The organism is Nocardioides rubriscoriae (assembly GCF_008087085.1).
In the GTDB taxonomy this organism is placed as follows: domain Bacteria; phylum Actinomycetota; class Actinomycetes; order Propionibacteriales; family Nocardioidaceae; genus Nocardioides; species Nocardioides rubriscoriae.
The window spans coordinates 1-20,374 of sequence record NZ_VIYJ01000012.1 but is presented as its reverse complement, the minus strand read 5'-3'; the positions used below and the strand labels follow the sequence as shown (position 1 = coordinate 20,374).

Sequence of the window (20,374 nt, the reverse complement as noted above, 5' to 3'; positions counted from 1 at the left end):
GAACCACCGGCACCTGCGCAACGACGACGACGTTAGGCAGCCCCCGTGGCCGGGCACGGTCCCTGCGGCGAACGAACGGCGAACGGCAGTCGCACCTTCGGGAGGTCGAGCCCTGCGTCGGGCCCGACTCGGGTCCAAGGGCCCTGTCGGGTGCCGGACGCACGGCGAAAGGTGTCGACAGGGGGGACCGACGGGGTGGCGCAGTGGCGCCGCGCGGCTGACGAGGGGGAGATGCGATGCGAGCCACCGGCCGGGTACGCCGAGGGGGCGGCCCGACCCACCGGGCGGCACCCGCGACGACACGGGTGCGGACCGCCGAGGTCCATCTCGAGGAGGTCGGCCCGCACTCCCGGTTGCGGTCGCTGCTCACCACCCTGGGGGGCTCCTACGGCAGCACGCCGCTGCGCTTCGTGGCACGCGCGTGCGACGACGGCGACGACGCGGCCGACGACGTGGCGACCGGGGCGACGTTCCCCGGGATGAGGGTGGCCGACCTCGACGAGGTCCAGGACCCTGACGGCGTCTGGCTGGAGATCGCCCTGGCCCGCCTCGACGAGCTCGACGTGGAGCTGTGCGCCGCCGGCTGGCGCCGCTGCATCACCGACGGACGCCACTGGTGGTCGCGGACCTACGCCATCTGGTGACCCGGTCCGGCCCACGACCGACAGGCCCCCCGCCACGTGGCGGCGGTCGTCACGGGGCCCTCAGGGTCGACCGGGTCGACCGGGTCGACCGGGTCGGCCGACTGAGTCGCCCGACGACGCCGCAGGACTGCTCACGCTGCGTGGCCCGCCCCGCACGGCTTCCCCTCGGCGCTGCGCACCACCAGCTGCGCACGGGGTCTTGGCCGACCTCGGCGATCCGTGCTACGAAACGGATCCGACTCGCCCCGCGGGCACCGGCTCGACCGGTGCCTGCAGCGGGGCGGTCCGCCAGAGACCCCAGGCCAGAGCGACCATGCTGCCACCCACCAGCAGGTGGACCAAGGCGGTGCCAGGCGACTCCTCCAGCCTCGAGGTGACCGCGAGGGCCGGGACGGCGAGGGTGTAGGTCCACGCTGCCGGGCGCGGGTGGACGCCCGCGCGGATCAGCGAGGCCCCGAACAGCACGGCCCCCACGACGAAGATCAGTCCGTCGACGGCCAGCAGGACGCCGGTCGGCCCGTTCCGCAGCTCGGTCACGGTGGCGTCGTCGAGGAAGAACAGCACGCCGTTGAGAGCGAACGCCACCCCGGCGAACAACCCCGTCCCGACGAGGTTGACTCCGTAGGCCAGGACACCGAAGCGCCCGGCGCGCTCCACCTGGGTGGCGTGGAGGCCGACCACGAGGACGATGGCGAGCGCAGGCGAGAAGCTGAGCAGGACACTGGTGGTGGTCGACTCACCGACGAAGCCGTCGATCACGCCGGGCACGGCGATCAAGAGTCCGCTCAGGAAGCCGCAGACGGCGCTGAGGCGAAGAACGGGCGAGATGGTCATGACGAGCCTCCAGGGATCGGTCGAATCGGGACGCCCTGACGCTAGGAGTCGACGACGGCCGACCAGAAGTGCCCAGCAGCCACACCGGTCGTGACCATCGGCCAGGTCCGGGTCGGCGCCCGGCCGGGCGCCGTGGGGTGGTCAGAGCGGTCAGAGCAGGCCGACGTCGCGCGCCCACAGGGCCGCTTGGGTGCGGTCGCGCAGACCGAGTCCGACCAGGATCCGTGAGACGTGGTTCTTGACCGTCCCCTCGCTCACGTGGAGTCGGGCGGCGATCTGGCGGTTGGTGGCACCGGTACCGATCAGCCGCAGGACGTCGAGCTCGCGCGGCGAGAGGTCGATCTCGGGCGTGCGGGGCGGGCGGTGCACGGTGAGCGAGCGGGTGACGGCGCCGGAGAACTGACCCACCCCCGCCGCCGCGAGGCGTACGGCGTCGGCGAGGTCCTGGGTCGGCAGGTCCTTCAGGAGGTACCCCACGGCGCCGGCGGCGAGCGCATCACCGACGAGGTCGGCGTCGTCGAAGGTCGTCAGGATCACGACGCGGCTCGTCGGAAGGACGTCCTTCAGGCGAGCGGTGGCTGCGATACCGTCGAGCACAGGCATGCGCGCGTCCATCAGCACGACATCGGGCGCCAGTCGGGTCACGACCGTGATCGCCTGCTCCCCGTCGGCGGCGTCACCCACCACCTCGATGCCGTCCTGCTGCGACAGCACCGACACCAGCCCGTCCCTGACCAGGTCCTGGTCGTCCACCACGACCACCCGCACCGGCGCGGTGCTGTCGTGGCGTCCTCGGCCGGTCATCCGGTGACCACCACGCGCACCGTCGAGCCGCGACCGCGCTCGCTCGAGACCTCCAGCACGCCACCGACCTCCACGACCCGTTCACGCATCCCCGTCAGCCCGTGGCCGTCGTGTGAACCGTCGCGGAACCCGTCGCCGTCGTCGCGGACGGTCAGCACCGTGGCGGCCGGCGCGAACTCGACCACCAGCTCCGCGCGGGTCGCCCCGCTGTGGCGGCGTACGTTGGTCAGGGCCTCCTGGGCCGCCCTGAACATCGTCGTGCGGGTCGCCTCGTCGAGGTCCCGCTCGGTCCCCACGATCTCCAGGGCGACGTCGAGCCGGTCGTCGCGGACCTGCTGCGCGAGCTCGTGCAGCGCCGTGCCGAGGCTGGGGACGCGGAGCTGACCCCGCAGGGCCCCCACGGACGTGCGGACGTCACGCAACGCCGAGCGCGTCGACTCGCGGGCGGCCAGGACCGCCCGGTCGGACGACTCGCGGTCGGTCGCGCCGAGCACCGTCGCCTTGTCCAGCTGCAGGGAGATGGCGGTGAGGTGATGACCGAGGCTGTCGTGGATCTCGCGCGCCAACCGGGCCCGTTCGGCGGCGGCTGCGAGACCGGCGATCTGCACCCGGCTCTGCTCGGCCTCGTGCGCCACCGCCGCCATCGTCACGGCGAGCATGATGCCGATCCCCAGCATGAGGACGTCGGGCAGCGGCCCGGCCTGGTCGTAGTCGGGCGGGTTGAGCGCCAGGGTCGCGGCGACCAGGGCGAGTGCGCCCGCTGCGACGACCGCACCGCGCCTGACGCCGTACGCCACGACCGCGAGGAAGGGCACCAGGACGAAGACCGCTCTCGAGAGGCCGGAGGTGTCGCTCAGCGCCACCACCGTGAGCAGGACGAGTCGCACGGCCAGGCCCCACGCTGTCCGTGGTCCTTCGGGGCGGATGCGCCAGCGGACCTCGAGCAGCATGAGCAGGAGACAGCCGACGACGAGCCCGGTGACGCGCGCGCGGCCCTCGCGACCCGTCACGTCGGCGTCACCGAGGCCGAGGCCGGCCGGCAGGATGAGGGCGTAGACGACCAGCGGGATCGCGTCGACGACCCGCAGCGGGTCGCTGATACGCCGGTCGAGCATGGCCCGAGTCTAGGAAGCCGCTCGGCGCCGATCACCGCGCGCGGGCGAAGTCTGGCCAGAAGTCATGCCGGCCCCTGCCCACCCGTCCAGGCCACGACCGCGCGACGCACGCCCACGACGTCCAGCCCGTGCGAGGCGATGTGGTCCTCGGGCATCCCGTAGCGACGCAGCTCCTCTCGGCCGACTCCCAGCGACAGCAGCCGGTGCGGCACGTCGACGAAGGTCTCCGCGACCAGCCGCGCCGAGGTCCCGGCGAGGTACGGCTCGATGAGCACGACCTCCGGGGTCCCGCCCGCCACGGCGCGCAGCGTCCGGTGGTCGAAGGGCCGCACGACGTTGGCGTACAGGACGGTCACGTCGAGGTCGGTCGTGGCCGTCAGCACCGTCGACAGGGTGGGTCCCACGGCGACGACCACCGGGCCCGACCCTCGCCGTACGACGTGGAAGCGGCCCGGTCGGACGGGGTACGACACCTGGTTCTGCTGCTCGACGACGCGGATGTAGTCCCTCCCCGACCCGGCCACCGCCAGTCGGGTCGCCTCCTCGACCTCGGTGGCCGTGCCTGGCACGTGGACGGCCCAGCCGGCCAGGGTGTCGACGAGGGCGACGTCCCCGGGGGACTGATGGGTCCGGCCCCCGCTGGCGATGTCGAAGGATCCGGCCGAGCCGACCAGGACACCGCCGACGTCTTGGTGGTTGAACCCGAGCTTGACCTGCTCGAAGGCTCGTTCGACCAGGAAGGAGGCGAAGGTGTGCACGATCGGGCGCAGGCCGGTGAGAGCCAGGCCCGCGCCGACGCTGACCATCAGCTGCTCGCGGATGCCGACGTTGACCACCCGTCGGGGATGGCGGCGCTCGACGTCGGCGAAGTACTGGCCGCTGATCTCGGCGTAGACGAGCGCCATCGACCCGTCGTCGTCGACCAGCTGGCCGGCCGTGCGGGCGAAGGCCTCTCGAGGGGTCGTCACTTCGGCTCCAACTGCGCCACGACGGCCGTCGGACGCCCGGGCACCCGGCGGCTCAGGGTCGCCTCCAGCTGGGCGTGATCCCGTCCGTCGACCGTCGTCACGGCCCAGCCCTCGGTCTCGAAGCGGCGCGCGACGAGGCCCGGCTCGTTCCACGTCGACGACCGGTTGTCGATCACGACCGCGGTGAGCCGGTCCAGGCCCCAGGCCCCGGCCAGCTCACGTGCCTCCTGGTTGCTCCCCTCGTCCAGCTCTGCGTCACCGACCAGCACCACGACCCGCGAGTCGAGGTCCTGCGCCCGGAGCCCGAGTGCGGATCCCAGGGCGAGTGGCAACCCGTGGCCGAGCGAGCCGCTCGAGATCTCCACCCCCGGCACCAGGACGCGGTCCGGGTGGTGGCCGAGGGGTGAGTCCCAGGTCGCCCACGCCGGCAGCCACGAGACCGGGAAGAACCCCTGGGCGGCCAGCGTCGCGTAGTAGGCCATCGGACCGTGACCCTTCGAGAGGTAGAAGCGGTCACGAGACGGGTCGTCGACCGTGTCGGGAGAGACCCTCAGGACCCGGTCGTAGAGGACCCACAGCACGTCGAGGGTCGAGGTCGCGGCGGGGGAGTGCTTCTCGTCACCGGTCATCAGGCTCATCAGGCCGGGTAGGTCGTCGTAGCCGGTCGTGCGGGTCAGGGCATCCAGGGATCGCGTCATGGCGGCGATGCTGCAAACTCAAGTGCACTTGAAGTCAAGTCGCGTCGACCACGGCCGGGTCGTGAGTGGGACGCCTTCGACGTGACGGTGGCCGCTGACGGTGGTGCGGGAGCATCGTGCTGACCGACGCGGCTCAGCGGCTGGCCCCCCTTACGATTTCAGTGAGATGAGTCGGCGGTTCGTGCGACCCTGAGTTCGTGTCCAGCTCGCCGGCCTGCCCCCGCGGCCACACCGACGCGCGAGTCGTACGGGACGGGGTCCAGCGGACCGGTGGCAGGGAACGGCAGCGGTGGCGGTGCATCAGCCCGGACAACAGCTACCACCGGTTCCTGGGTGCGATGAGCAGGACACGCGCGCTCGACGGGACCTGCGTCGAGTGCGAGAACCATCTCGAGGCGCACCAGGGACCGGGCGCACCTGCGGAGTTCGAGTACCTGGTGCGCGAGGTCGCGACCGCGCTGGTGAACCTGGGCCGTGGGATGAGCTACACCGACGCAGCGAAGCGTGTCCGGATGACCGCCAACGTCGGCAAGACCGCGGCACTGCGGGAAGTCGTGAACGGGCAGACAGTCGCGGAGTGGATGGCCGACTTCGTGCCCGTGGTCGCAGCCCGCCACCAGGAGACCGAGTGGCCAGCCGTGCTCGTCCTGGACAGCACCCGGTTCATCTGGACCAACAACCGCTCTGGACAGACCTTCGACCTGTTCAGCGTGCTGGCGGCGTACGGCTACGACAAGGACGGCGAGAACGGCCGGCTGTGGAAGCTCGCGGCCGCTCCGACGAACGACGGCCCAGCCTGGGAGGAGTTCCTGGCCAGCCTGCCCGGCCGGCCGCTGTCGGTGGTCTGTGACCGCGACTACGGCATCATCGGGGCGGTTCAGCGGCACTGGGGCCGCGGCAAGAACGCCGTGCCCATCCAGCTGTGCGAGTTCCACATCATCGAGAAGGGCCGCCAGGCGCTCCGCAAGGACGGCGTCGAGTACGACGACCCGCTCTGGGAGCTCCTGCACGCCGCGCTCCAGTCCCGAGCCGGCTGGGACGCGTTCGACGCCGCCGTCACCGACCACCCCGCGGCGGCGAACGGCCGCAAGTGGGTGGCGTACTGGCGGCGCCGGATGCGCGCCCAGACCGACCGCCGACCGAGCCTGCCGCCGGTGTACGGCAACGGCGCCATCGAGGAGCCCATCCGCCGCGTCCGCGCGGTGCTCGAGTCGCGCCGCTGGACCTTCCGAAACCGAGCTCGCATGGACCTCCTGCTAGAGCTGGTCCGGCTGGCCCATCTACGTGCCGACGACGCCGGCGTCTACGCCATCGACATCCGCGCCCACCTCGCCAAGCACGCGGGCATGCCGTCGCGCCGCTACCGCGCCTTGTACGACTCGTGGGGACCGAAGACCAGCCAGCAGCGCACCTACAGCCTATGGTCCACCCCAGCGGAGAAGGCCGCGAAGGAGCTGCGCAACGCAGCGCGGAAGAAGACCGGCCAGCCACCCAAGCCCGCAGCGTCCGCTGGCGCGGTCGCACAGCAGGAGGCGGAGCCGGTCGGAATCGACTTCTGAGGGTTGGCGGCTGGTCAGACCGGCTCGAGACCAGACGCGAGCGCTCGCGTCACGGCCCACTGCCGGTCGTGCCCGCTCGACCGGGGGAAGCCACCGGTGTCAAACACCCTCTGGAGGTACGAGACGAACGACGTCGCCGTGTCGGTGACCATGAGTGCGTCGGCGCAGGCGTCAGGAAGGACAAGGCCATACGGCGCACCACCGCTGACGTTGTTCTTGTGCAGGTGGTCCGGCGCGACGGGCAGCTGGAACGGCCTGCCCTCCGGGTACTCGCGCCACTGCTCGAACTCGTCGAGCAAGTACGGGCGGACGTCGTCCCTGGGGTAGCGCAAGCCCGCTACCTCGACGACGAGCGGGTCCGACGCGGCCGAGGTCTCCCAGTCGGGGTGGGTGCCGACCATCCACACGTCGCCGACGATGCGCACCCACGACGACAACACCATCGGGACGGGACCGAAGGTCTGGTCAAGCCAGGCGACGAAGTCCTCCGTGTCTGGCCCCGGGCCGGTCAAGGGTTGGACGGGTGTGCCGTCGTCGTCGTTCTCGTGGAACCGGTAGCCCTGCTCGAGCAACCGCTCGATGAGCACCTCGATGTTGCGGCGCGCCCGGCGGGCCATCTCGTCACAGACCGCTTGAGCCTCGTCGGCGAACTTGGGGTCGCGCACCTGAGCACCGAGCTGGCGCAGTTCGTGCCACACCATGTCCCGCTCGCCGTCCAGGTGGCGAGCAAGCCAGCGGGGGTGCGACGTCACGAGAGGGACTGTGCCGGACTGTCGCAGTTGCGGCAATGCGCCACCCGCTTATCTCACTGAAATCGTAAGGGGGGGCGGCTGGTCAGCCGGCGACGCGGCCAGGGCGCCGGCCACCAGGCTGACCAGCCCGGTCACCAGCAGCACCCACCATCCCTTGCTGATCGTGTCGATCTGCGCCCGTGTCCAGGTCCTCGCGACCGCCGAAGGCGCACACCAGCATCAACATGTGCACCGCGTTGTTGACCACCACCTCGAGGTGGTGGCGCAGGTCGTCGGCGTCCGCGAACTCCTGCTGGCAGTAGGGACACAGGTGGAGGTCGGAGGTCGGGCTCGCAGGGTCGGCAGGCGAGGGGACCAGGGCGCCGAGCAGCATGCGGTGCGCGGTGTCCACGTCACCGTCGGTGTTGAGCAGGTGCGCCGCCGCCGCGGTGGCCATCTGCAGCGTGCCGGTCGCGTCCGGGTCCGCCGTACGGGCGCGCGCGAGCAGCGCGGACGCACCGGCCAGGCTCCCGGTGACGTTGGCGCCGAGGTACGCCGCGGCGGCCAGCCGCCGGGCCTGCGCCGGTCCCGTCGACAGGTCGGCGAGGTCCCGGACGTGACGGTCGCGCGCCAGGTCGGCCAGGCGGCGGTGGGCCGCACGACGTTCGGGGTCGCTGGCCTGGTCGACGACCGCCGCCCGCACGAGCGGGTGGCTGAAGCGCAGCCGTTGCGGGTCGGGGTGCACCGTCACGAGGCCGGCGACCTCGCAGAGGGCGAGCTGGGCCGCGGACCCGGCGAAGATCTGCACCAACGCCGCGTCGTCCCCGTGGTGCAGCGCCGCGAGGAGCAGCAGCCGCCTGCTGGGTCCGGGGAGCGCTGCGATCCGGGAGTCGAAGAGCCGTCGCAGCCGCACGCTGTGCGGCAGGGTCGCCGGCAGGGTGTCGGCGGCCGTCTCCCTCCTGGGTGGTGGTCAGTCCTCGGGGCAGCTCGATCAGGGCCAACGGGTTGCCGCCCGCCTCGGCGACGACCCGCTGGCCCACCGAGGGATGCACGTGGGGGTAGCTGGCCCGCAGGAGGGCGGCCGCGTCGTCGGCGGAGAGGGGCGACAGCTCCAGGGTGGGGATCGACGCCCGGTCGAAGAACGTCTCGTGGCCCGAGCGCTGGGCCAGCAGGAGCGCGACGGCGCGGCCGCCGAGCCGTCGAGCCACCACGCTGAGCAGCAGCAGGCTCGCGCGGTCGACCCACTGGAGGTCGTCGACGACCACCAGGAGGGGGCGGTCACGCGACAGGTGGCCCAGCAGGGCGACCGTGGCGGTGGCCAGGGACAGCAGCTCGGGTGCGCCGTCGGACTCGAGGTCGAGCGCCGCGCGCAGGCCGGCGTAGCCGAGGTCGTTTTCGGGTCTTCCGGCCGGCCCAGTGCCCTGGCGTCCGTGCCTGCGCGCGTACGGCGCGCCCGGGACGAGGTCTCTAGTCGTGGTGACGCGCAGGCGCCTGCGAGACGAACCACGTAGCCGCGGAGGCGGTGATGGTCCCGAGGACCGCGAGGCCGGTGAGCATCAGTGCCACGGCGACCAGCCGGCCGGTGGTGGTGACCGGGTAGAGGTCGCCGTACCCCACGGTGGTCAGGGTCGTGGTCGCCCACCACAGTGCGTCGCCGAACGTCGTGATCGTCGCGCCCGGTGCGTCGCGCTCGGCGTCGAGGACCGCCAGGGCTGCCAGACCCACCGCGGCCACCGCCGTGCCGACGACATAGCTGGTGACGCGGCCCGCGACCGTGCCGGCGAAGCCCCGGTTGAGCATCCGGGCCAGCGCCAGCAGGCGCAGCAGGCGCAGGGGTCGCAGCATCGGCAACGCGATCAGGGCGACGTCGTACCAGTGACGTCTTGCGTAGGACCCTCGCTGGTCGGCCAGGACGAGCCGGACGGCGAAGTCGAGTGCGAAGACGACCCAGACGGTCCACGAGGTGACCGCCAGTGCGGTCTCGACGGAGGAGTCCAGCCGCGGGTCGAGCACCGGCCACGCGTAGGCGACCAGGAACGCGACCGCCAACAGCACGAGGGGGACCTCCGTGCGGGCTTCCCACCGCTTGACCCGAGACGTCGTCACGGCAGGGTCTCTGCCCCGATCGGGCGTCGGCATGCGTGGTGCTGCTCGGCGATCGCCGGTCGAGCACCACGCAGGATGCGTGGGCGCGCCTCGGGGAGCGGCGGCGCGGGGCCGGCGAGGGGGCCGGTGAGGGTGCCGGCGAAGGTGCCGGTGTCCTCACACGAGCGGGCGCAGCAGGGACAGCAGGGTGGCTCGCTGCTCGCTGTCGAGCGCGGCGAAGGGGAGGTCCTGGCTGTAGAGCGCCTTCTCGAACCGGGCGTAGAGGTCGCGGCCGTCGCGGGTGGCGGAGATGACGATCACGCGCCGGTCCTCGCTGCTGCGTTCGCGTGTCACCAGGCCCTGGCGCTCGAGGCGGTCGACCAGCCCGGTGATGTTGCTGGCGACGCGGCGCAGCCGCTCGGCGAGCACACTCATGGGCTGCGGTTCCTCGAGCAGACCGAGCAGGGTCGCCTGCTGCCGGGTCAGTCCGTGCTGGACCGCGACGGACTCGAAGCGGTGCTGCAGCGCATCCGTGAGCTGGAAGACGAGGCCGACGAGCTCGGCGTCCTGGCGTCCGTGGAGCCGCTTCGACGTGGGCATCGCACCAGGCTACGACAGAAACAGTTGACAACATCAAAGATCGGGGTAGCGTGACAATTACTTCAGGACATCAATGATCGGGTCAACGAAGGAAAGAGGTGCTCGATGGAGTCGGAGGACGTTGGTTCGTCCGCGCAGCCGAATCCCCAGCGGTGGCGCGCGTTGTTCGTGCTCGCGCTCGTCCAGTTCATGCTCGTCCTCGACAACACCGTGGTGAACGTCGCGCTGCCGTCGGTGCAGCGTGACCTGGGCCTGAGCCCGACCGGGCTGGCGTGGGTGGTCAACGCCTACGTCATCACCTTCGGCGGGCTCCTCCTGCTCGGCGGTCGGGTCGCCGACGGGGCCGGGCGGCGACGCACCTACCTGGTGGGCGTGCTGCTGTTCGCGGTGGCCTCCGGCGCCTGCGGGGCGGCTCAGGACGGTGGCACGTTGATCGCCAGCCGGTTCGTGCAGGGGCTCGGCGCCGCCGCGGTCGCGCCAGCCGCGCTGTCGATGGTGACCCTGCTGTTCACCGATGCCGCCGAGCGGGCTCGGGCGTTCAGCATCTGGGGCGGCCTGGCCGCCCTGGGCGGCACCACCGGGGTGGTGCTCTCGGGGGTGCTGGCCGACCTCGCGAGCTGGCGGTGGATCTTCTTCGTCAACCTGCCCGTGGCGGCGTTCTGCCTGGTGGCGCTCCCGCGCCTGGTCGCCGAGAGCCGGGCGCCCGTGAGACGACGCCCGGACTGGGCGGGTGCGGCGCTCGCCACCACGAGCCTGGTCAGCCTGATCTACGCCCTGCTCGAGGCCGGCTTGTCCGGGTGGGGCCGCGCCGAGACGGCGGTCCCGCTGGTCGTCTCGATGGTCGCCGGAGCGGGCTTCATGGTCGTGGAGGCCAGCAGCCGCGAGCCCCTGGTGCCGCTGCGTTTCCTACGGCACCGCACCCGCGCCACGGCGTACGTCGCCGGGCTGGCCGTGATGGCGGCTTTCTTCGCCACGTTCTTCTCCGTGACCCTCTTCCTCCAGGACGTCCTCGGGTTCTCGCCGCTGAGGGCCGGCCTGGCCTACGTGCCCTACGGCGTGGCGCTGGTGATCGGCATCGCCGCCTCGAGTGCCGCCACGCGTCGCCACGGCGCCCGATCCGTGCTTGCTCCCGGCCTGCTGGTCGCCTGCGCCGGCCTCACCGTGCTGTCCCGGCTGACGGCCGATGGCAGCTACGTGGACGACCTCCTGCTCGGGCTGGTCGTGCTCGGTCTCGGCAACGGGCTCGCCATACCCGCCGTGACCCTGGCCGGCCTCAGTGACGTCCGGCCGGCAGAGGTCGGTCTGGCCAGCGGCCTGCAGAACACCGTGCTGCAGGTCGGCGGCGCTGTCGGGCTCGCCGCACTGGTGAGCCTCGGCACCGCCCACGCGCGGGGCCTCGACGCCGGAGGGCTATCTGCTGCTGCCGCCGCGACGGCCGGGTTCGGCTGGTCCTTCCGGATCGGTGCGGCCGTGCTGCTGGCCAGTGCCGTCGCAGTCGTGCTCGGTCAGCGTGGCCGGTCCTCGAGCAGGCCGCCGTCCCCGTCCGTGCCGTCCGACCACCCGTCCGGCTCGACCACCCTCGGAGGATCCTGATGCTGCTGCCCACCCCTGACGAGCTGCCCTACGAGCCCGTCCCCGCCACCCTGGTCAAGACCTATCGCACCGGTCTGTGGTTCGAGGGCGTCGCCCAGGGCCCCGACCACAGCCTCGTGCTGGCGGGCATCTCCAGGGTCGACCACACCACCGGCGACACCCGAGGCATCCGCGGTGAGCTGATCCGCCGAGCCGCGGACGGAGGTGAGCGCACGCTGTTCTCGCCGCCACCCGGCACGGCCGCCGGCGTCACGGCCGTGGCTCCGGACGGCGGCCTGTTCATGGCCGCCACCGGCAGCGCCGCGGGGCGGGGGCTCTGGCGTGTCGAGCCCGACGGTGACGGACACCTGCTGGCTGCGACACCGGACGGCTCGTGGCCCAACGGCGTGAGCTTCGGCCCGTCGGGACCCGGTGGCCCGGTCTACCTCGCCGACAGTGCGCTCGGGGTCATCTGGTCGATCGACCCCGCCACGGGCGCGCTCGACCGCGCCTTCACCGGCGACGTGCTGCGGGCTCGTCCCGGGGCGCTGGCCCCGGGCGCCAACGGGATCCAGGTGTTCGGCGACCAGATGTACGTCACCAACTCCGACGCCGCCAGGCTCGTGCGCTTCGACGTCGACGACCGCGGGGCCCTGCAGAACCCCACCGTGGTCCTCTCCGGCGTGCCGGCCGACGACTTCGCCTTCGCCGAGGACGGCACGGTCTACCTGACGACCCACGTCTTCGACACGGTCGTGCGCGCGGACCCCGACGGGCGCCGCGCCGTCATCGCGGCCGGCCCCGAGCACGTCGCCGGGGCCACGGACTGCACGCTGGCCCGCGGCGACGACGGCAACCCCGTGCTCTACGTCGTCACCGACAACGGTGGGCTCGTCACCGGCGACACGTCTGCGGCCGGAGCCCTCGTGGCTCTCCACGTCTAGCTGGTGGCACGCCGCGCAGCCCGCGACAGCCGTCCGCCCCGCCGGCGCCGGCGGGTGCGGGGGTGTGCGTTCACTGCGGGTGTGGCGCCTGTCGGTCACCCGGAGCCGTGTCGCGGTCGGGAGATGTCAGCCGCGACGATGCGGCACGTGCGTCGAAGTGCACGGTGACGGTCAGGCCGCCCCCGTCGGTCTCGCTCAGGCTGATCGTCCCACCGTGGGCGACGACGATGTCACGGGTGATCGCCAGGCCGAGTCCGGTTCCGCCTGGGGCGGCGCGCTGGGCATCGGCCCGCCAGAAGCGCTCGAAGGCACGTGTGCGCTGCGCGTCGGTGAGTCCGCCGCCGTGGTCGACCACGGTCAGGGTGGCCCCGGACGCGCCGTCGGCGACGTGGACCTCGACCTCGGTGCCGTCGGGAGTGTGGTGCACGGCGTTGGTCAGGAGATTGTCGACGACGCGGCGCAGCGCAGTCGCGTCGGCGGCGACCTCGACGAACCGTCCTGCGTGAATGGTGACGTCGTGGGTCCGGGTGGTGATCTGGAGGTCGGCGACTGCCTGCGCGCAGACCGAGCTGAGGTCGAGGAACGTGAGCGAGAGCGGTTCATGGGCATCGAGGCGGGCCAGGGTCAGCAACTGGTCGACGAGGTCGCTCATGCGCTGCGACTCGGCCCGGATGTGGGTCATGGCGTCGTCGATGCCGTCCCAGTCGTCGATGCCGCCGCTCACGTAGAGATCGGCCCAGCCGTGAATCGTGCTCAGCGGGGTCCGGAGCTCGTGCGAGGCATCGGCGACGAAGCGCCGCAACCGACTCTCGCTGGCCTCCCGCTGGTCGAACGCCTGGTTGAGGGCGAAGGACACAGCGCCCACCTCGGTGCGCGGGTCGCCCACCGGTAGTCGACGTCCGAGGTCACCACGACCGATCTGACGTGCGGTCTCGACGACACTGCGCAAGGGGGCGAGCCCGGTGGAGAGCACACCACGACTGGCGAGGAGCACGAAGAGCAGGATGACAGCGGCACAGGCGATCTCGACGTGCACCAGGTTGCGCAGGGTGGCGGAATCGTCAGCGCGCGAGATCCCGACCACCAGCCGTGTCACTTCGTAGGCCTCGCCCTCGTCGACGAAACGCATCGGTCGCTGATCAGGCAGCGTGATCCCGACAGCGCGAATGTCACCATCGGGAACCGACTCGAGGGTGACAGGGTCATCACCTACTGGATTCTCGGCCGTGCGCGCACTCGTGGCACCGTCGAGGGTGGACCGCTCGAACACCTGCCGCCCGTTCGCGTCGTACATCGCGAGGTAGACGTCACTCGGCATCAGCCGCTCGACCGTCTCCGCCGTGACCGGTTCCCCGCTGGAGCGCAGCACGGCTTCTCGGCCACGCTCGGCCACGACCGTCAGGTTGCGGTCGACGCGGTCGGCGAGGAACGCGCGGACCGCGAGGTAGGCGGTGACGTCGCCGGCGAGGAGGCCGGCGGCGACGAGCACCATGGTGCCGACGGTCAATCGGCCGCGCATGGTCGCAGAGCGAGCCCTCACCTGGACCCGCTCATGGACTGACCCGGAGCACATAGCCGAATCCGCGCACGGTGTGGAGCAGCTGCGGGTGCCCGTCATCTATCTTGCGACGCAGCTGGCTGACAAACTTCTCGACGACCGCGGGGTCACCGGCGAAGTCGTACTGCCACACCTGCGCCAGGATCTGCTGCTTGGACAACACGCGGCCGGCGTTCTCCAGCAGAAACCGAAGCAGCTTGAACTCGGTGGGGGAGAGGTCGACGGGCTGGCCGGCGCGCTGGACCTCGTGCGAGTCGTCGTCGAGCTCGAGGTCGCCGACCCGCAGCACCGACGAAGCCGCTCCAGCCCCGCTGCGGCGCAGCACCGCGTTGACGCGGGCCACCACCTCGGCGACGCTGAACGGCTTGGTGATGTAGTCGTCCCCGCCGAGGTTCAGACCGGTCAGCCGGTCCTCGAGGGCGTCCCGAGCGGTCAGGAAGACGACGGCGAGGGCAGGATGGGTCTCGCGGAGCTGGTGGCACAGGTCGAACCCCGTGCCGTCGGGAAGCATCACGTCCAGGATCGCCAGCTCGGGTGGACACTCGGCGGCGCTGGCCATGGCTGCGCCGCACGAGGCGGCTGTACGGGTCGCGAAGCCGGCGACGCGCAACGTGCGGTGCAGCAGGTCGGCGATGGCGGGCTCGTCGTCGACGACCAGGACACGAGCGTCGCGCAGTGATCGCAGGCTGGTGTCGCTCCGGTGCGGTCGAGCAGCGCGGTCCCTCACGGACCCAGTGTGCGGCCCGGGGGACGCCCCTGGTCGCCGAGGAGGCCGATCGTCAGTAAACGGGAAGGTTCCCAGCGGGTCGACGACAGGTCGGCACCGTTGAGTACAGCCATGGCCCCACTCGCACCGTCAAGCGCCCGTTCACGGAAACGCCGCCACCTCCCAGTGCTCGCGGGCGTGACCGTGCTCGCGTTGGCGGGGGGCGAGTGGGGTCTGCACCGCTTGGTCGAAGATCACCTGGCCGAGGGCGCGGCCTGCCGCCTGACGGATCCGACGGCCGAGCTGGATCTGAGCATCGTCACCCCGCACCTGGTCAGCGGTCACCTCGGTGACGTCCGGATCGGCGGCAGCCTCGGGAGCGACGCCCCGGTGGGGGCGACGCTGGAAGCACGGCTGGACGACGTACACGTGGGGTTATTCGGCTCCGGGCCCCGTACGGCGAGCGACGGATCGGCGAGGGTCACCGTCGGCTGGGCCAACCTGCCGCTCGACTCGTTCGGTGGACCTCTGGGCGGTGCCCTGCGGCCCGGTGAGCAGGACGGGTACCTGGCTCTCGAAGGTCCCGGCCTCACCCTGCTCGCGGCGGTCGATGTCGCCGACGGCGAGCTCCGCGTCACACCCGACGTGCTACTCACCCAAGGACAGGAGATCCAGGTGTCTCGCTTCCTCCCCCTGATCGAACAACGCTCTCCCGAAGCGGCTACGCAGCTGCAACCACGCAGCGTGCCCCTGCCCGACCTCCCCGACGGCGTCACCCTCACCGGTGCCGAGGTCAGTGGCACCGGCCTCGTCCTCAACGCCGACCTCGACCCCACCGCGCTGCTCGCCGACTCCGAGGCCTGCTCGTGAACGGTCGCGGGAGCCCGTGGGAGCGGTTCCTGCCGGCCGATGCCCTCCATTTCCCCGGGCCGCGTTGGGTGCCTGTGGTGCTGGGCCTCTACTGCGCGGTGCTGACCGGGCGCAGCCTGGTGCACATCCTCGCGCCCGACGGTGGTGCCGAGTCGATCGCCACCATCGACACCGACGTGGAGGGCGGTGACGTGATCATCGGGATGTTTGCCCAGTGGGGCCTGACCCAGCTGATGCTCGCCGCCGTGGTGTGGGTCGTCGTGCTCCGCTACCGCGGCCTGGTGCCGCTCGCCGCACTCCTGGTGTGGGTCGAACCCGTGCTGCGCATCGTGGTCGGGCAGATGAAGCCGATCGAGACGGTCGGCACCGCTCCCGGCGCGACGGCGTCGTACCTGCTGGTCCCAGGGCTGCTCGTGCTGCTGGTAGCGAGCCTCTACCTCCGGCCGGAACCCCCCGAACCGGATCGCCCGACCCTGACCACCGCACCCGAACCCGCACACGACAACGAGGACTGAGACATGCGCACCAAGCTCGACGCCTACGGACGACTCGCGGCCCGACACCCGCTCCGCGTGCTGGGCGCCTGGCTGCTCCTGATGCTCATCCTGGTCGGTACCTGGGGCGCGATCGGCACAGCGATCGACGACACGATCGTGATCCCCGACAGCGACAGCAACGCCGCCCAGAGCGTTCAGGAGGAGGAGTTCCCCACCTCTGCGCTGGGCAACGGGACGCTTCTCTTCACCGGCGACCTCGGTGAGCTCGACACCGCACAGGCTCGCGAAGCCGTAGAGGCCTCGCTCGCTGCTGTGGCCGGGGTCCCAGGCGTCACCCAGGTGCTCAGCCCCTTCCCCGAGGAGGACGGTGGCCCCGCCCCGCGGTTGAGCAGCGATGCCTCGACCGCCTACGCCCAGGTGTACTTCGACGTGCCCTCCTCGGCACTGGACGAGGGGACCTCCGACGCCGTGCTCGCCGCGGCCCAACCGGCCCGCGACGCCGGTCTCGAGACCATGCCGGGTGGCCAGCTCGCCGTCGCGGCGGCCGGGGAACCCGGACACACCAGCGAGCTCATCGGGATCGGTGTCGCCGCGATCGTGCTGCTGGTCGCCCTGGGGACGGCGGCGGCGATGGGCGTACCGATCCTGTCGGCGCTCATCGGGCTCGTCGGAGGTTTGGCCGCGGTGGGCCTGCTCAGCCAGATCGATGCCATCCCCGGGACGGCGACGACGGTCGCCACGATGATCTCGCTCGGTGTGGGCATCGACTACGCGCTGTTCATCCTGGTCCGCTACCGCACCCTGCGGCACGAGGGGATCGAGCACGAGCCAGCTGTCGGCACTGCCGTCTCCACCGCCGGGGCAGCGGTCCTCTTCGCCGGCGCCACGGTCGCCATCGGACTGGGCGGACTGCTCCTCGCCGGCCTGCCCCTGCTCACCGCACTTGGCTGGACCGCCGCAGTCGGCGTCGGCCTCGCCGTCATCACGGCCCTCGGCGTGCTCCCGGCCGTGATCGGCCTCCTCGGAGCGCGCCTGGAAGCGGGGAGCTTGCCGCGCAAGCATCCGCTCGTGCCGGGGCAGGGATGGTGGCGCCGGATCGGCGAGACGACTGCACGTCGACCACGAACTGTCGTCGGTCTGGCCACCCTGCTGCTGGCGCTGGTCATCGCCCCCGTGACGCTGATGGACCTCGGTCAGCAGGACGACGGCAACGACCCGACCGGTACCTCGACCCGCGCCAGCTACGACCTCCTGGCCGCCGACTTCGGTCCAGGGTCGAACGGTCCGCTCCTGGTCGTGGCCGACCTCGGGGAGGAAGCCGTTGCCGACCCGGCAGCCCTGGAGGCGTCGCTGACCGAGCTCACCGGCGCGCTGACCGACCAGCCCGGGGTCGCTTCGGTCCAGGGGCCGTCGGTCGCGGAGTCGCAGACCGCTGCGCTGTGGCAGGTCGTCCCGACCACAGCGCCGAGTGACGACGCCACGGGGGATCTCGTTAGCACCCTGCGCGACGAGGTGCTGCCGGCCTACGAGGTCGCGGGGACGTCGCTCCACGTGGGCGGGCAGACCGCCGCCAAGATCGACCTGACCCAACAGGTGAGCGACAGCCTGGTGCTGGTGATCTCGGTGGTGATCCTGCTCAGCTTCCTGCTCCTGGTGCTGCTGTTCCGCTCGGTCGTGATCCCGCTCACGGCGGCGGTGATGAATCTGCTGTCGGTCGGCGCCGCGTTCGGCATCCTCACCCTCGTCTTCCAGGAGGGCTACGGGATCGGCCTGGTCGGCCTCGACGGGCCGGTGCCGATCGAGAGCTTCGTGCCGCTGATGTTGTTCGCCATCCTCTTCGGGCTCTCCATGGACTACGAGGTGTTCCTCGTCAGCTCCATCGCCGAGCGGTGGCACCACCTCGGTCGCGACACGCGCGAGGCCAACACCGAGGCGGTGGTGGGAGGCCTTGGGCTCTCAGGCCGTGTCGTCACGGCTGCCGCCCTCATCATGTTCAGCGTGTTCATCAGCTTCACCGGTCAGGACGACCCGGTGATCAAGATGTTCGGACTCGGTCTCGGCGCCGCAGTGCTCATCGATGCCCTGATCGTGCGTGGCCTCTTGGTGCCCGGACTCATGGTCCTGCTGGGCCGCAGCAACTGGTGGTTCCCCGCCTGGCTTGACCGCATCACGCCCCACCTCGACCTGGAGGGTCCGCTCCCCACTGCGGACGAGGACGTCGAGCGGACGGCGGTGACCGCGTGAGGATCCTTCCGGGAGGGCGCTGGACCGGACCGGCGCATCGAGGCACCGTCCTGATGACGGGCGCGGGGGTCTGGAGTCTGCTCGACGTCGCGCTCCACGTGGTCGTCGACGAGGTCGATCCTGTGCGGGTAGCCGGCAACCTCGTCGTCGTGGCCGCCGCCGCGGTGGTCGCTGCGTTGGTGTGGGCGCAGCGCCCAGGGGCCGCCGCATGGGTGGGTGCCCTCGCCGTGGTCGAGACCTTCACGCTCGGGGTGACCTGGTGTGTGACGAGTGGACGGATTCCGGTGGCGGCCTTGGTGCTGATCGGCGTCGCGGTCGGGCTGGCGACCGCGGCAGTACGGGTGCTCGCGACGACGCCACGGAGACGGGCGCGGCCACGCCTGCTGGAGATCCCGCGGTGGCGGTGGGCGGCTCGCGCCGGGCTCGTCGCGGCTACCGGAGGGGTCGTCGCCGCGAGCGCCCTCTCCGCTGTCCTCTCGGCGATGACCACGCAGCTCTATGACGGTCGATTGGTCGCTGCCGACTACTTCACCCAGACGCCGCAGATCCTCTCGGCCGGACTCGGCTTCGACGGCACCATCGGGATACCCGCTCTGGAGGAGGGCGCCGTCCGCGCGGCCGGCGGAGCCTGGGCCGACGACCTCGAGTGCGCGCCCGGAACCGACATCGACGACTCCCAACGCACCAGCGCTGCCGTGACCGACCACCTGGGCGGCGCCTTCCGGGTCGCCGAGGATGGGGACGACATCGCGCACGCCGACGGTCTCCCCGTCGTGTTCAGCTGGCCGGTGCGGTCCGACACCATCGCGCCGGACCAGTTCCGGCTGACGCTGACCGACGGGCAGGTCGTCTACCCCCGGGCCGCCGGCGTCGTCCCCAACTGGGAGCTGAACGAACGCCAGACCGTCGTGCTCTTCGGGGAGTTCGGTGACCGTGGCGACGGTGAGGGTGCGTTGTTCCCTGCCCGGATCGACATCGTGGAGTCCGGCGACGGCGCCGATCTCAGGCTTGCCGGGCCCGGGGGGGACGTCGACGCCACCGGGCTGAGCCTGACCATGGACAGCAGCGGCTACATGACCGGCCCGACCCTGGTCGCCGCCAAGCTCACGAACGTAGATCCCGAGACCCCGGGCGAGGGCGGGGTCGTCGTGCTGGGCAGCGCGAACCAGCCCAACGACGAGGTCTCGCTCTACGGAGACGAGGCCGACTTCCGGCTGCGGATGCTCACGACCGGCGGGTTCTCCCCGGACGGGGTGACCGGGTTGCGGCCCACCGACTTCGAACGCTACTTCCGGCTGGTCGCCACCGGACCTGACGGCCGGCCTGTCGAACTGAGCGAGGTCGGCGTCGACTACGAGGTGGCGGGAGGGACCCTGCGGGTGCTCGGCCTCTCCGACCTCGGCCGCAGGTTGGGGGACGGTAGGCCCTCGGCGTACGACGACTGCTATGCCGAGGACGCCGACAACCAGATCGACATCGTCCTGTCCGGCGACGCCGAGGCCGCGCGCTCCGTGACCTCTCTGGAGATGCCGGTCGACGAGCCCGGCTACGCCGGTCTCTACAACCCCGGTGGACCCGGACCCACCCCGTTCCCCGGCGTCAGGTACTCCGCGCCGTCTCCAGCGTTACGGATCGCCGTCACGCAGGCGCTCGACGACCCCATGCAGGTCACGCGGGACTGACCACCCGGCCGTCAGCGCTCATGTCGTCGCGCCGCCGGTGCGCTCGCCGGCAATGATCGGTCCGGCGCCCGCGGGGAGGGTCGAAAGCGCGAGAACCCCGGTCGGGGCCGGAGTTCTCACACTCCATTCACTGAGATTGAATCGCCCTGGGTTCTGTAGAGGCTCGGGCTATTGGATTCCGACCAGGGGTTGGTCGGTCCTGGCACGAGCGTAGAACGTGTCCTCGTACTCGTCGGGTGGGACGTCGCCGAGGTAGCCGTGGA

The 20,374-nt window shown here is 71.6% G+C and carries 19 protein-coding genes; 8 read left to right on the top strand and 11 right to left on the bottom strand.

What is annotated here, in order from left to right:
* Positions 1 to 236 precede the first annotated feature (236 nt).
* On the top strand, positions 237 to 644 hold the full coding sequence (locus FZC61_RS19975) for a hypothetical protein (protein WP_148615947.1): 408 nt from the start codon (positions 237 to 239) through the stop codon (positions 642 to 644).
* 222 nt (positions 645 to 866) lie between these two features.
* Here the strand turns inward: FZC61_RS19975 and FZC61_RS19970 are convergent, their stop codons facing one another.
* From FZC61_RS19970 to FZC61_RS19950, 5 genes are all read right to left on the bottom strand, one after another.
* The gene (locus FZC61_RS19970; protein ID WP_148615946.1) at positions 867 to 1,478 is read right to left on the bottom strand and encodes a hypothetical protein; all 612 of its coding nucleotides are present in this window, start codon (positions 1,476 to 1,478) and stop codon (positions 867 to 869) included.
* Between the two features lie 150 nt (positions 1,479 to 1,628).
* On the bottom strand, positions 1,629 to 2,282 hold the full coding sequence (locus FZC61_RS19965) for a response regulator (protein ID WP_148615945.1): 654 nt from the start codon (positions 2,280 to 2,282) through the stop codon (positions 1,629 to 1,631).
* Complete coding sequence (locus tag FZC61_RS19960) at positions 2,279 to 3,397, bottom strand: sensor histidine kinase (protein ID WP_148615944.1); 1,119 nt, start codon at positions 3,395 to 3,397, stop codon at positions 2,279 to 2,281. Before FZC61_RS19960 ends, FZC61_RS19965 begins: the two co-directional genes overlap by 4 nt.
* 62 nt (positions 3,398 to 3,459) lie before the next feature.
* On the bottom strand, positions 3,460 to 4,365 hold the full coding sequence (locus FZC61_RS19955; protein WP_148615943.1) for a transketolase family protein: 906 nt from the start codon (positions 4,363 to 4,365) through the stop codon (positions 3,460 to 3,462).
* The gene (locus FZC61_RS19950) at positions 4,362 to 5,063 is read right to left on the bottom strand and encodes a thiamine pyrophosphate-dependent enzyme (RefSeq protein WP_148615942.1); all 702 of its coding nucleotides are present in this window, start codon (positions 5,061 to 5,063) and stop codon (positions 4,362 to 4,364) included. Before FZC61_RS19950 ends, FZC61_RS19955 begins: the two co-directional genes overlap by 4 nt.
* Positions 5,064 to 5,500: 437 nt before the next feature.
* Here FZC61_RS19950 and FZC61_RS19945 point away from each other — a divergent pair, with 437 nt between their 5' ends.
* On the top strand, positions 5,501 to 6,622 hold the full coding sequence (locus FZC61_RS19945; RefSeq protein ID WP_148615941.1) for a transposase: 1,122 nt from the start codon (positions 5,501 to 5,503) through the stop codon (positions 6,620 to 6,622).
* Positions 6,623 to 6,636: 14 nt separating this feature from the next.
* Here the strand turns inward: FZC61_RS19945 and FZC61_RS19940 are convergent, their stop codons facing one another.
* The 4 genes from FZC61_RS19940 to FZC61_RS19925 all read right to left on the bottom strand — a co-directional run bounded on the left by FZC61_RS19940 (position 6,637) and on the right by FZC61_RS19925 (position 10,038).
* Positions 6,637 to 7,287 carry a hypothetical protein gene (locus FZC61_RS19940; protein WP_148615940.1) on the bottom strand — a complete coding sequence of 217 codons (651 nt, stop codon included), beginning with the start codon at positions 7,285 to 7,287 and terminating at the stop codon, positions 6,637 to 6,639.
* A 169-nt stretch (positions 7,288 to 7,456) separates the two neighbouring features.
* Positions 7,457 to 8,266, bottom strand: coding sequence for a hypothetical protein (locus FZC61_RS19935; protein ID WP_148615939.1), 810 nt, complete (start codon positions 8,264 to 8,266; stop codon positions 7,457 to 7,459).
* 554 nt (positions 8,267 to 8,820) lie between these two features.
* On the bottom strand, positions 8,821 to 9,459 hold the full coding sequence (locus FZC61_RS19930; protein ID WP_211357354.1) for a potassium channel family protein: 639 nt from the start codon (positions 9,457 to 9,459) through the stop codon (positions 8,821 to 8,823).
* Between the two features lie 156 nt (positions 9,460 to 9,615).
* Positions 9,616 to 10,038 (bottom strand): MarR family winged helix-turn-helix transcriptional regulator, encoded by a 423-nt coding sequence (locus FZC61_RS19925; protein ID WP_148615937.1) that lies wholly within the window; start codon positions 10,036 to 10,038, stop codon positions 9,616 to 9,618.
* 105 nt (positions 10,039 to 10,143) lie between these two features.
* Between FZC61_RS19925 and FZC61_RS19920 the strand changes: the two genes are divergently transcribed.
* Positions 10,144 to 11,631: an MFS transporter gene (locus tag FZC61_RS19920; protein WP_148615936.1), complete on the top strand. Its 1,488-nt coding sequence runs from the start codon at positions 10,144 to 10,146 to the stop codon at positions 11,629 to 11,631.
* On the top strand, positions 11,631 to 12,554 hold the full coding sequence (locus tag FZC61_RS19915; protein WP_148615935.1) for an SMP-30/gluconolactonase/LRE family protein: 924 nt from the start codon (positions 11,631 to 11,633) through the stop codon (positions 12,552 to 12,554). Before FZC61_RS19920 ends, FZC61_RS19915 begins: the two co-directional genes overlap by 1 nt.
* Positions 12,555 to 12,624: 70 nt before the next feature.
* On the opposite strand, the gene FZC61_RS19910 is transcribed toward FZC61_RS19915, so the two are convergent.
* Both FZC61_RS19910 and FZC61_RS19905 read right to left on the bottom strand, forming a co-directional pair.
* Positions 12,625 to 14,172 carry a sensor histidine kinase gene (locus FZC61_RS19910; protein WP_211357353.1) on the bottom strand — a complete coding sequence of 516 codons (1,548 nt, stop codon included), beginning with the start codon at positions 14,170 to 14,172 and terminating at the stop codon, positions 12,625 to 12,627.
* Positions 14,105 to 14,839, bottom strand: a complete 735-nt coding sequence (locus tag FZC61_RS19905) for a response regulator transcription factor (protein WP_148615934.1) — start codon at positions 14,837 to 14,839, stop codon at positions 14,105 to 14,107. Before FZC61_RS19905 ends, FZC61_RS19910 begins: the two co-directional genes overlap by 68 nt.
* A gap of 177 nt (positions 14,840 to 15,016) precedes the next feature.
* On the opposite strand from FZC61_RS19905, the gene FZC61_RS19900 reads away from it, so the two are divergent.
* The 4 genes from FZC61_RS19900 to FZC61_RS19885 all read left to right on the top strand — a co-directional run bounded on the left by FZC61_RS19900 (position 15,017) and on the right by FZC61_RS19885 (position 20,111).
* Positions 15,017 to 15,688: an LmeA family phospholipid-binding protein gene (locus FZC61_RS19900; protein WP_170286198.1), complete on the top strand. Its 672-nt coding sequence runs from the start codon at positions 15,017 to 15,019 to the stop codon at positions 15,686 to 15,688.
* 77 nt (positions 15,689 to 15,765) lie between these two features.
* Complete coding sequence (locus FZC61_RS19895; protein ID WP_148615932.1) at positions 15,766 to 16,203, top strand: hypothetical protein; 438 nt, start codon at positions 15,766 to 15,768, stop codon at positions 16,201 to 16,203.
* A gap of 3 nt (positions 16,204 to 16,206) precedes the next feature.
* A complete protein-coding gene (locus FZC61_RS19890; protein ID WP_148615931.1) occupies positions 16,207 to 18,429 on the top strand; it encodes an MMPL family transporter in 2,223 nt (740 codons plus the stop codon).
* Between the two features lie 53 nt (positions 18,430 to 18,482).
* Positions 18,483 to 20,111, top strand: a complete 1,629-nt coding sequence (locus FZC61_RS19885; protein ID WP_148615930.1) for a phospholipase — start codon at positions 18,483 to 18,485, stop codon at positions 20,109 to 20,111.
* Positions 20,112 to 20,374: the final 263 nt, after the last annotated feature.

Excerpts from the sequence above, each read along its gene's own strand:
- FZC61_RS19975 (WP_148615947.1), top strand. The coding sequence starts at position 237 with ATGCGAGCCACCGGCCGGGTACGCCGAGGGGGCGGCCCGACCCACCGG.
- FZC61_RS19970 (WP_148615946.1), bottom strand. The coding sequence starts at position 1,478 with ATGACCATCTCGCCCGTTCTTCGCCTCAGCGCCGTCTGCGGCTTCCTG.
- FZC61_RS19965 (WP_148615945.1), bottom strand. The coding sequence starts at position 2,282 with ATGACCGGCCGAGGACGCCACGACAGCACCGCGCCGGTGCGGGTGGTC.
- FZC61_RS19960 (WP_148615944.1), bottom strand. The coding sequence starts at position 3,397 with ATGCTCGACCGGCGTATCAGCGACCCGCTGCGGGTCGTCGACGCGATC.
- FZC61_RS19950 (WP_148615942.1), bottom strand. The coding sequence starts at position 5,063 with ATGACGCGATCCCTGGATGCCCTGACCCGCACGACCGGCTACGACGAC.
- FZC61_RS19925 (WP_148615937.1), bottom strand. The coding sequence starts at position 10,038 with ATGCCCACGTCGAAGCGGCTCCACGGACGCCAGGACGCCGAGCTCGTC.
- FZC61_RS19920 (WP_148615936.1), top strand. The coding sequence starts at position 10,144 with ATGGAGTCGGAGGACGTTGGTTCGTCCGCGCAGCCGAATCCCCAGCGG.
- FZC61_RS19915 (WP_148615935.1), top strand. The coding sequence starts at position 11,631 with ATGCTGCTGCCCACCCCTGACGAGCTGCCCTACGAGCCCGTCCCCGCC.
- FZC61_RS19910 (WP_211357353.1), bottom strand. The coding sequence starts at position 14,172 with ATGACGGGCACCCGCAGCTGCTCCACACCGTGCGCGGATTCGGCTATG.
- FZC61_RS19890 (WP_148615931.1), top strand. The coding sequence starts at position 16,207 with ATGCGCACCAAGCTCGACGCCTACGGACGACTCGCGGCCCGACACCCG.
- FZC61_RS19885 (WP_148615930.1), top strand. The coding sequence starts at position 18,483 with ATGACGGGCGCGGGGGTCTGGAGTCTGCTCGACGTCGCGCTCCACGTG.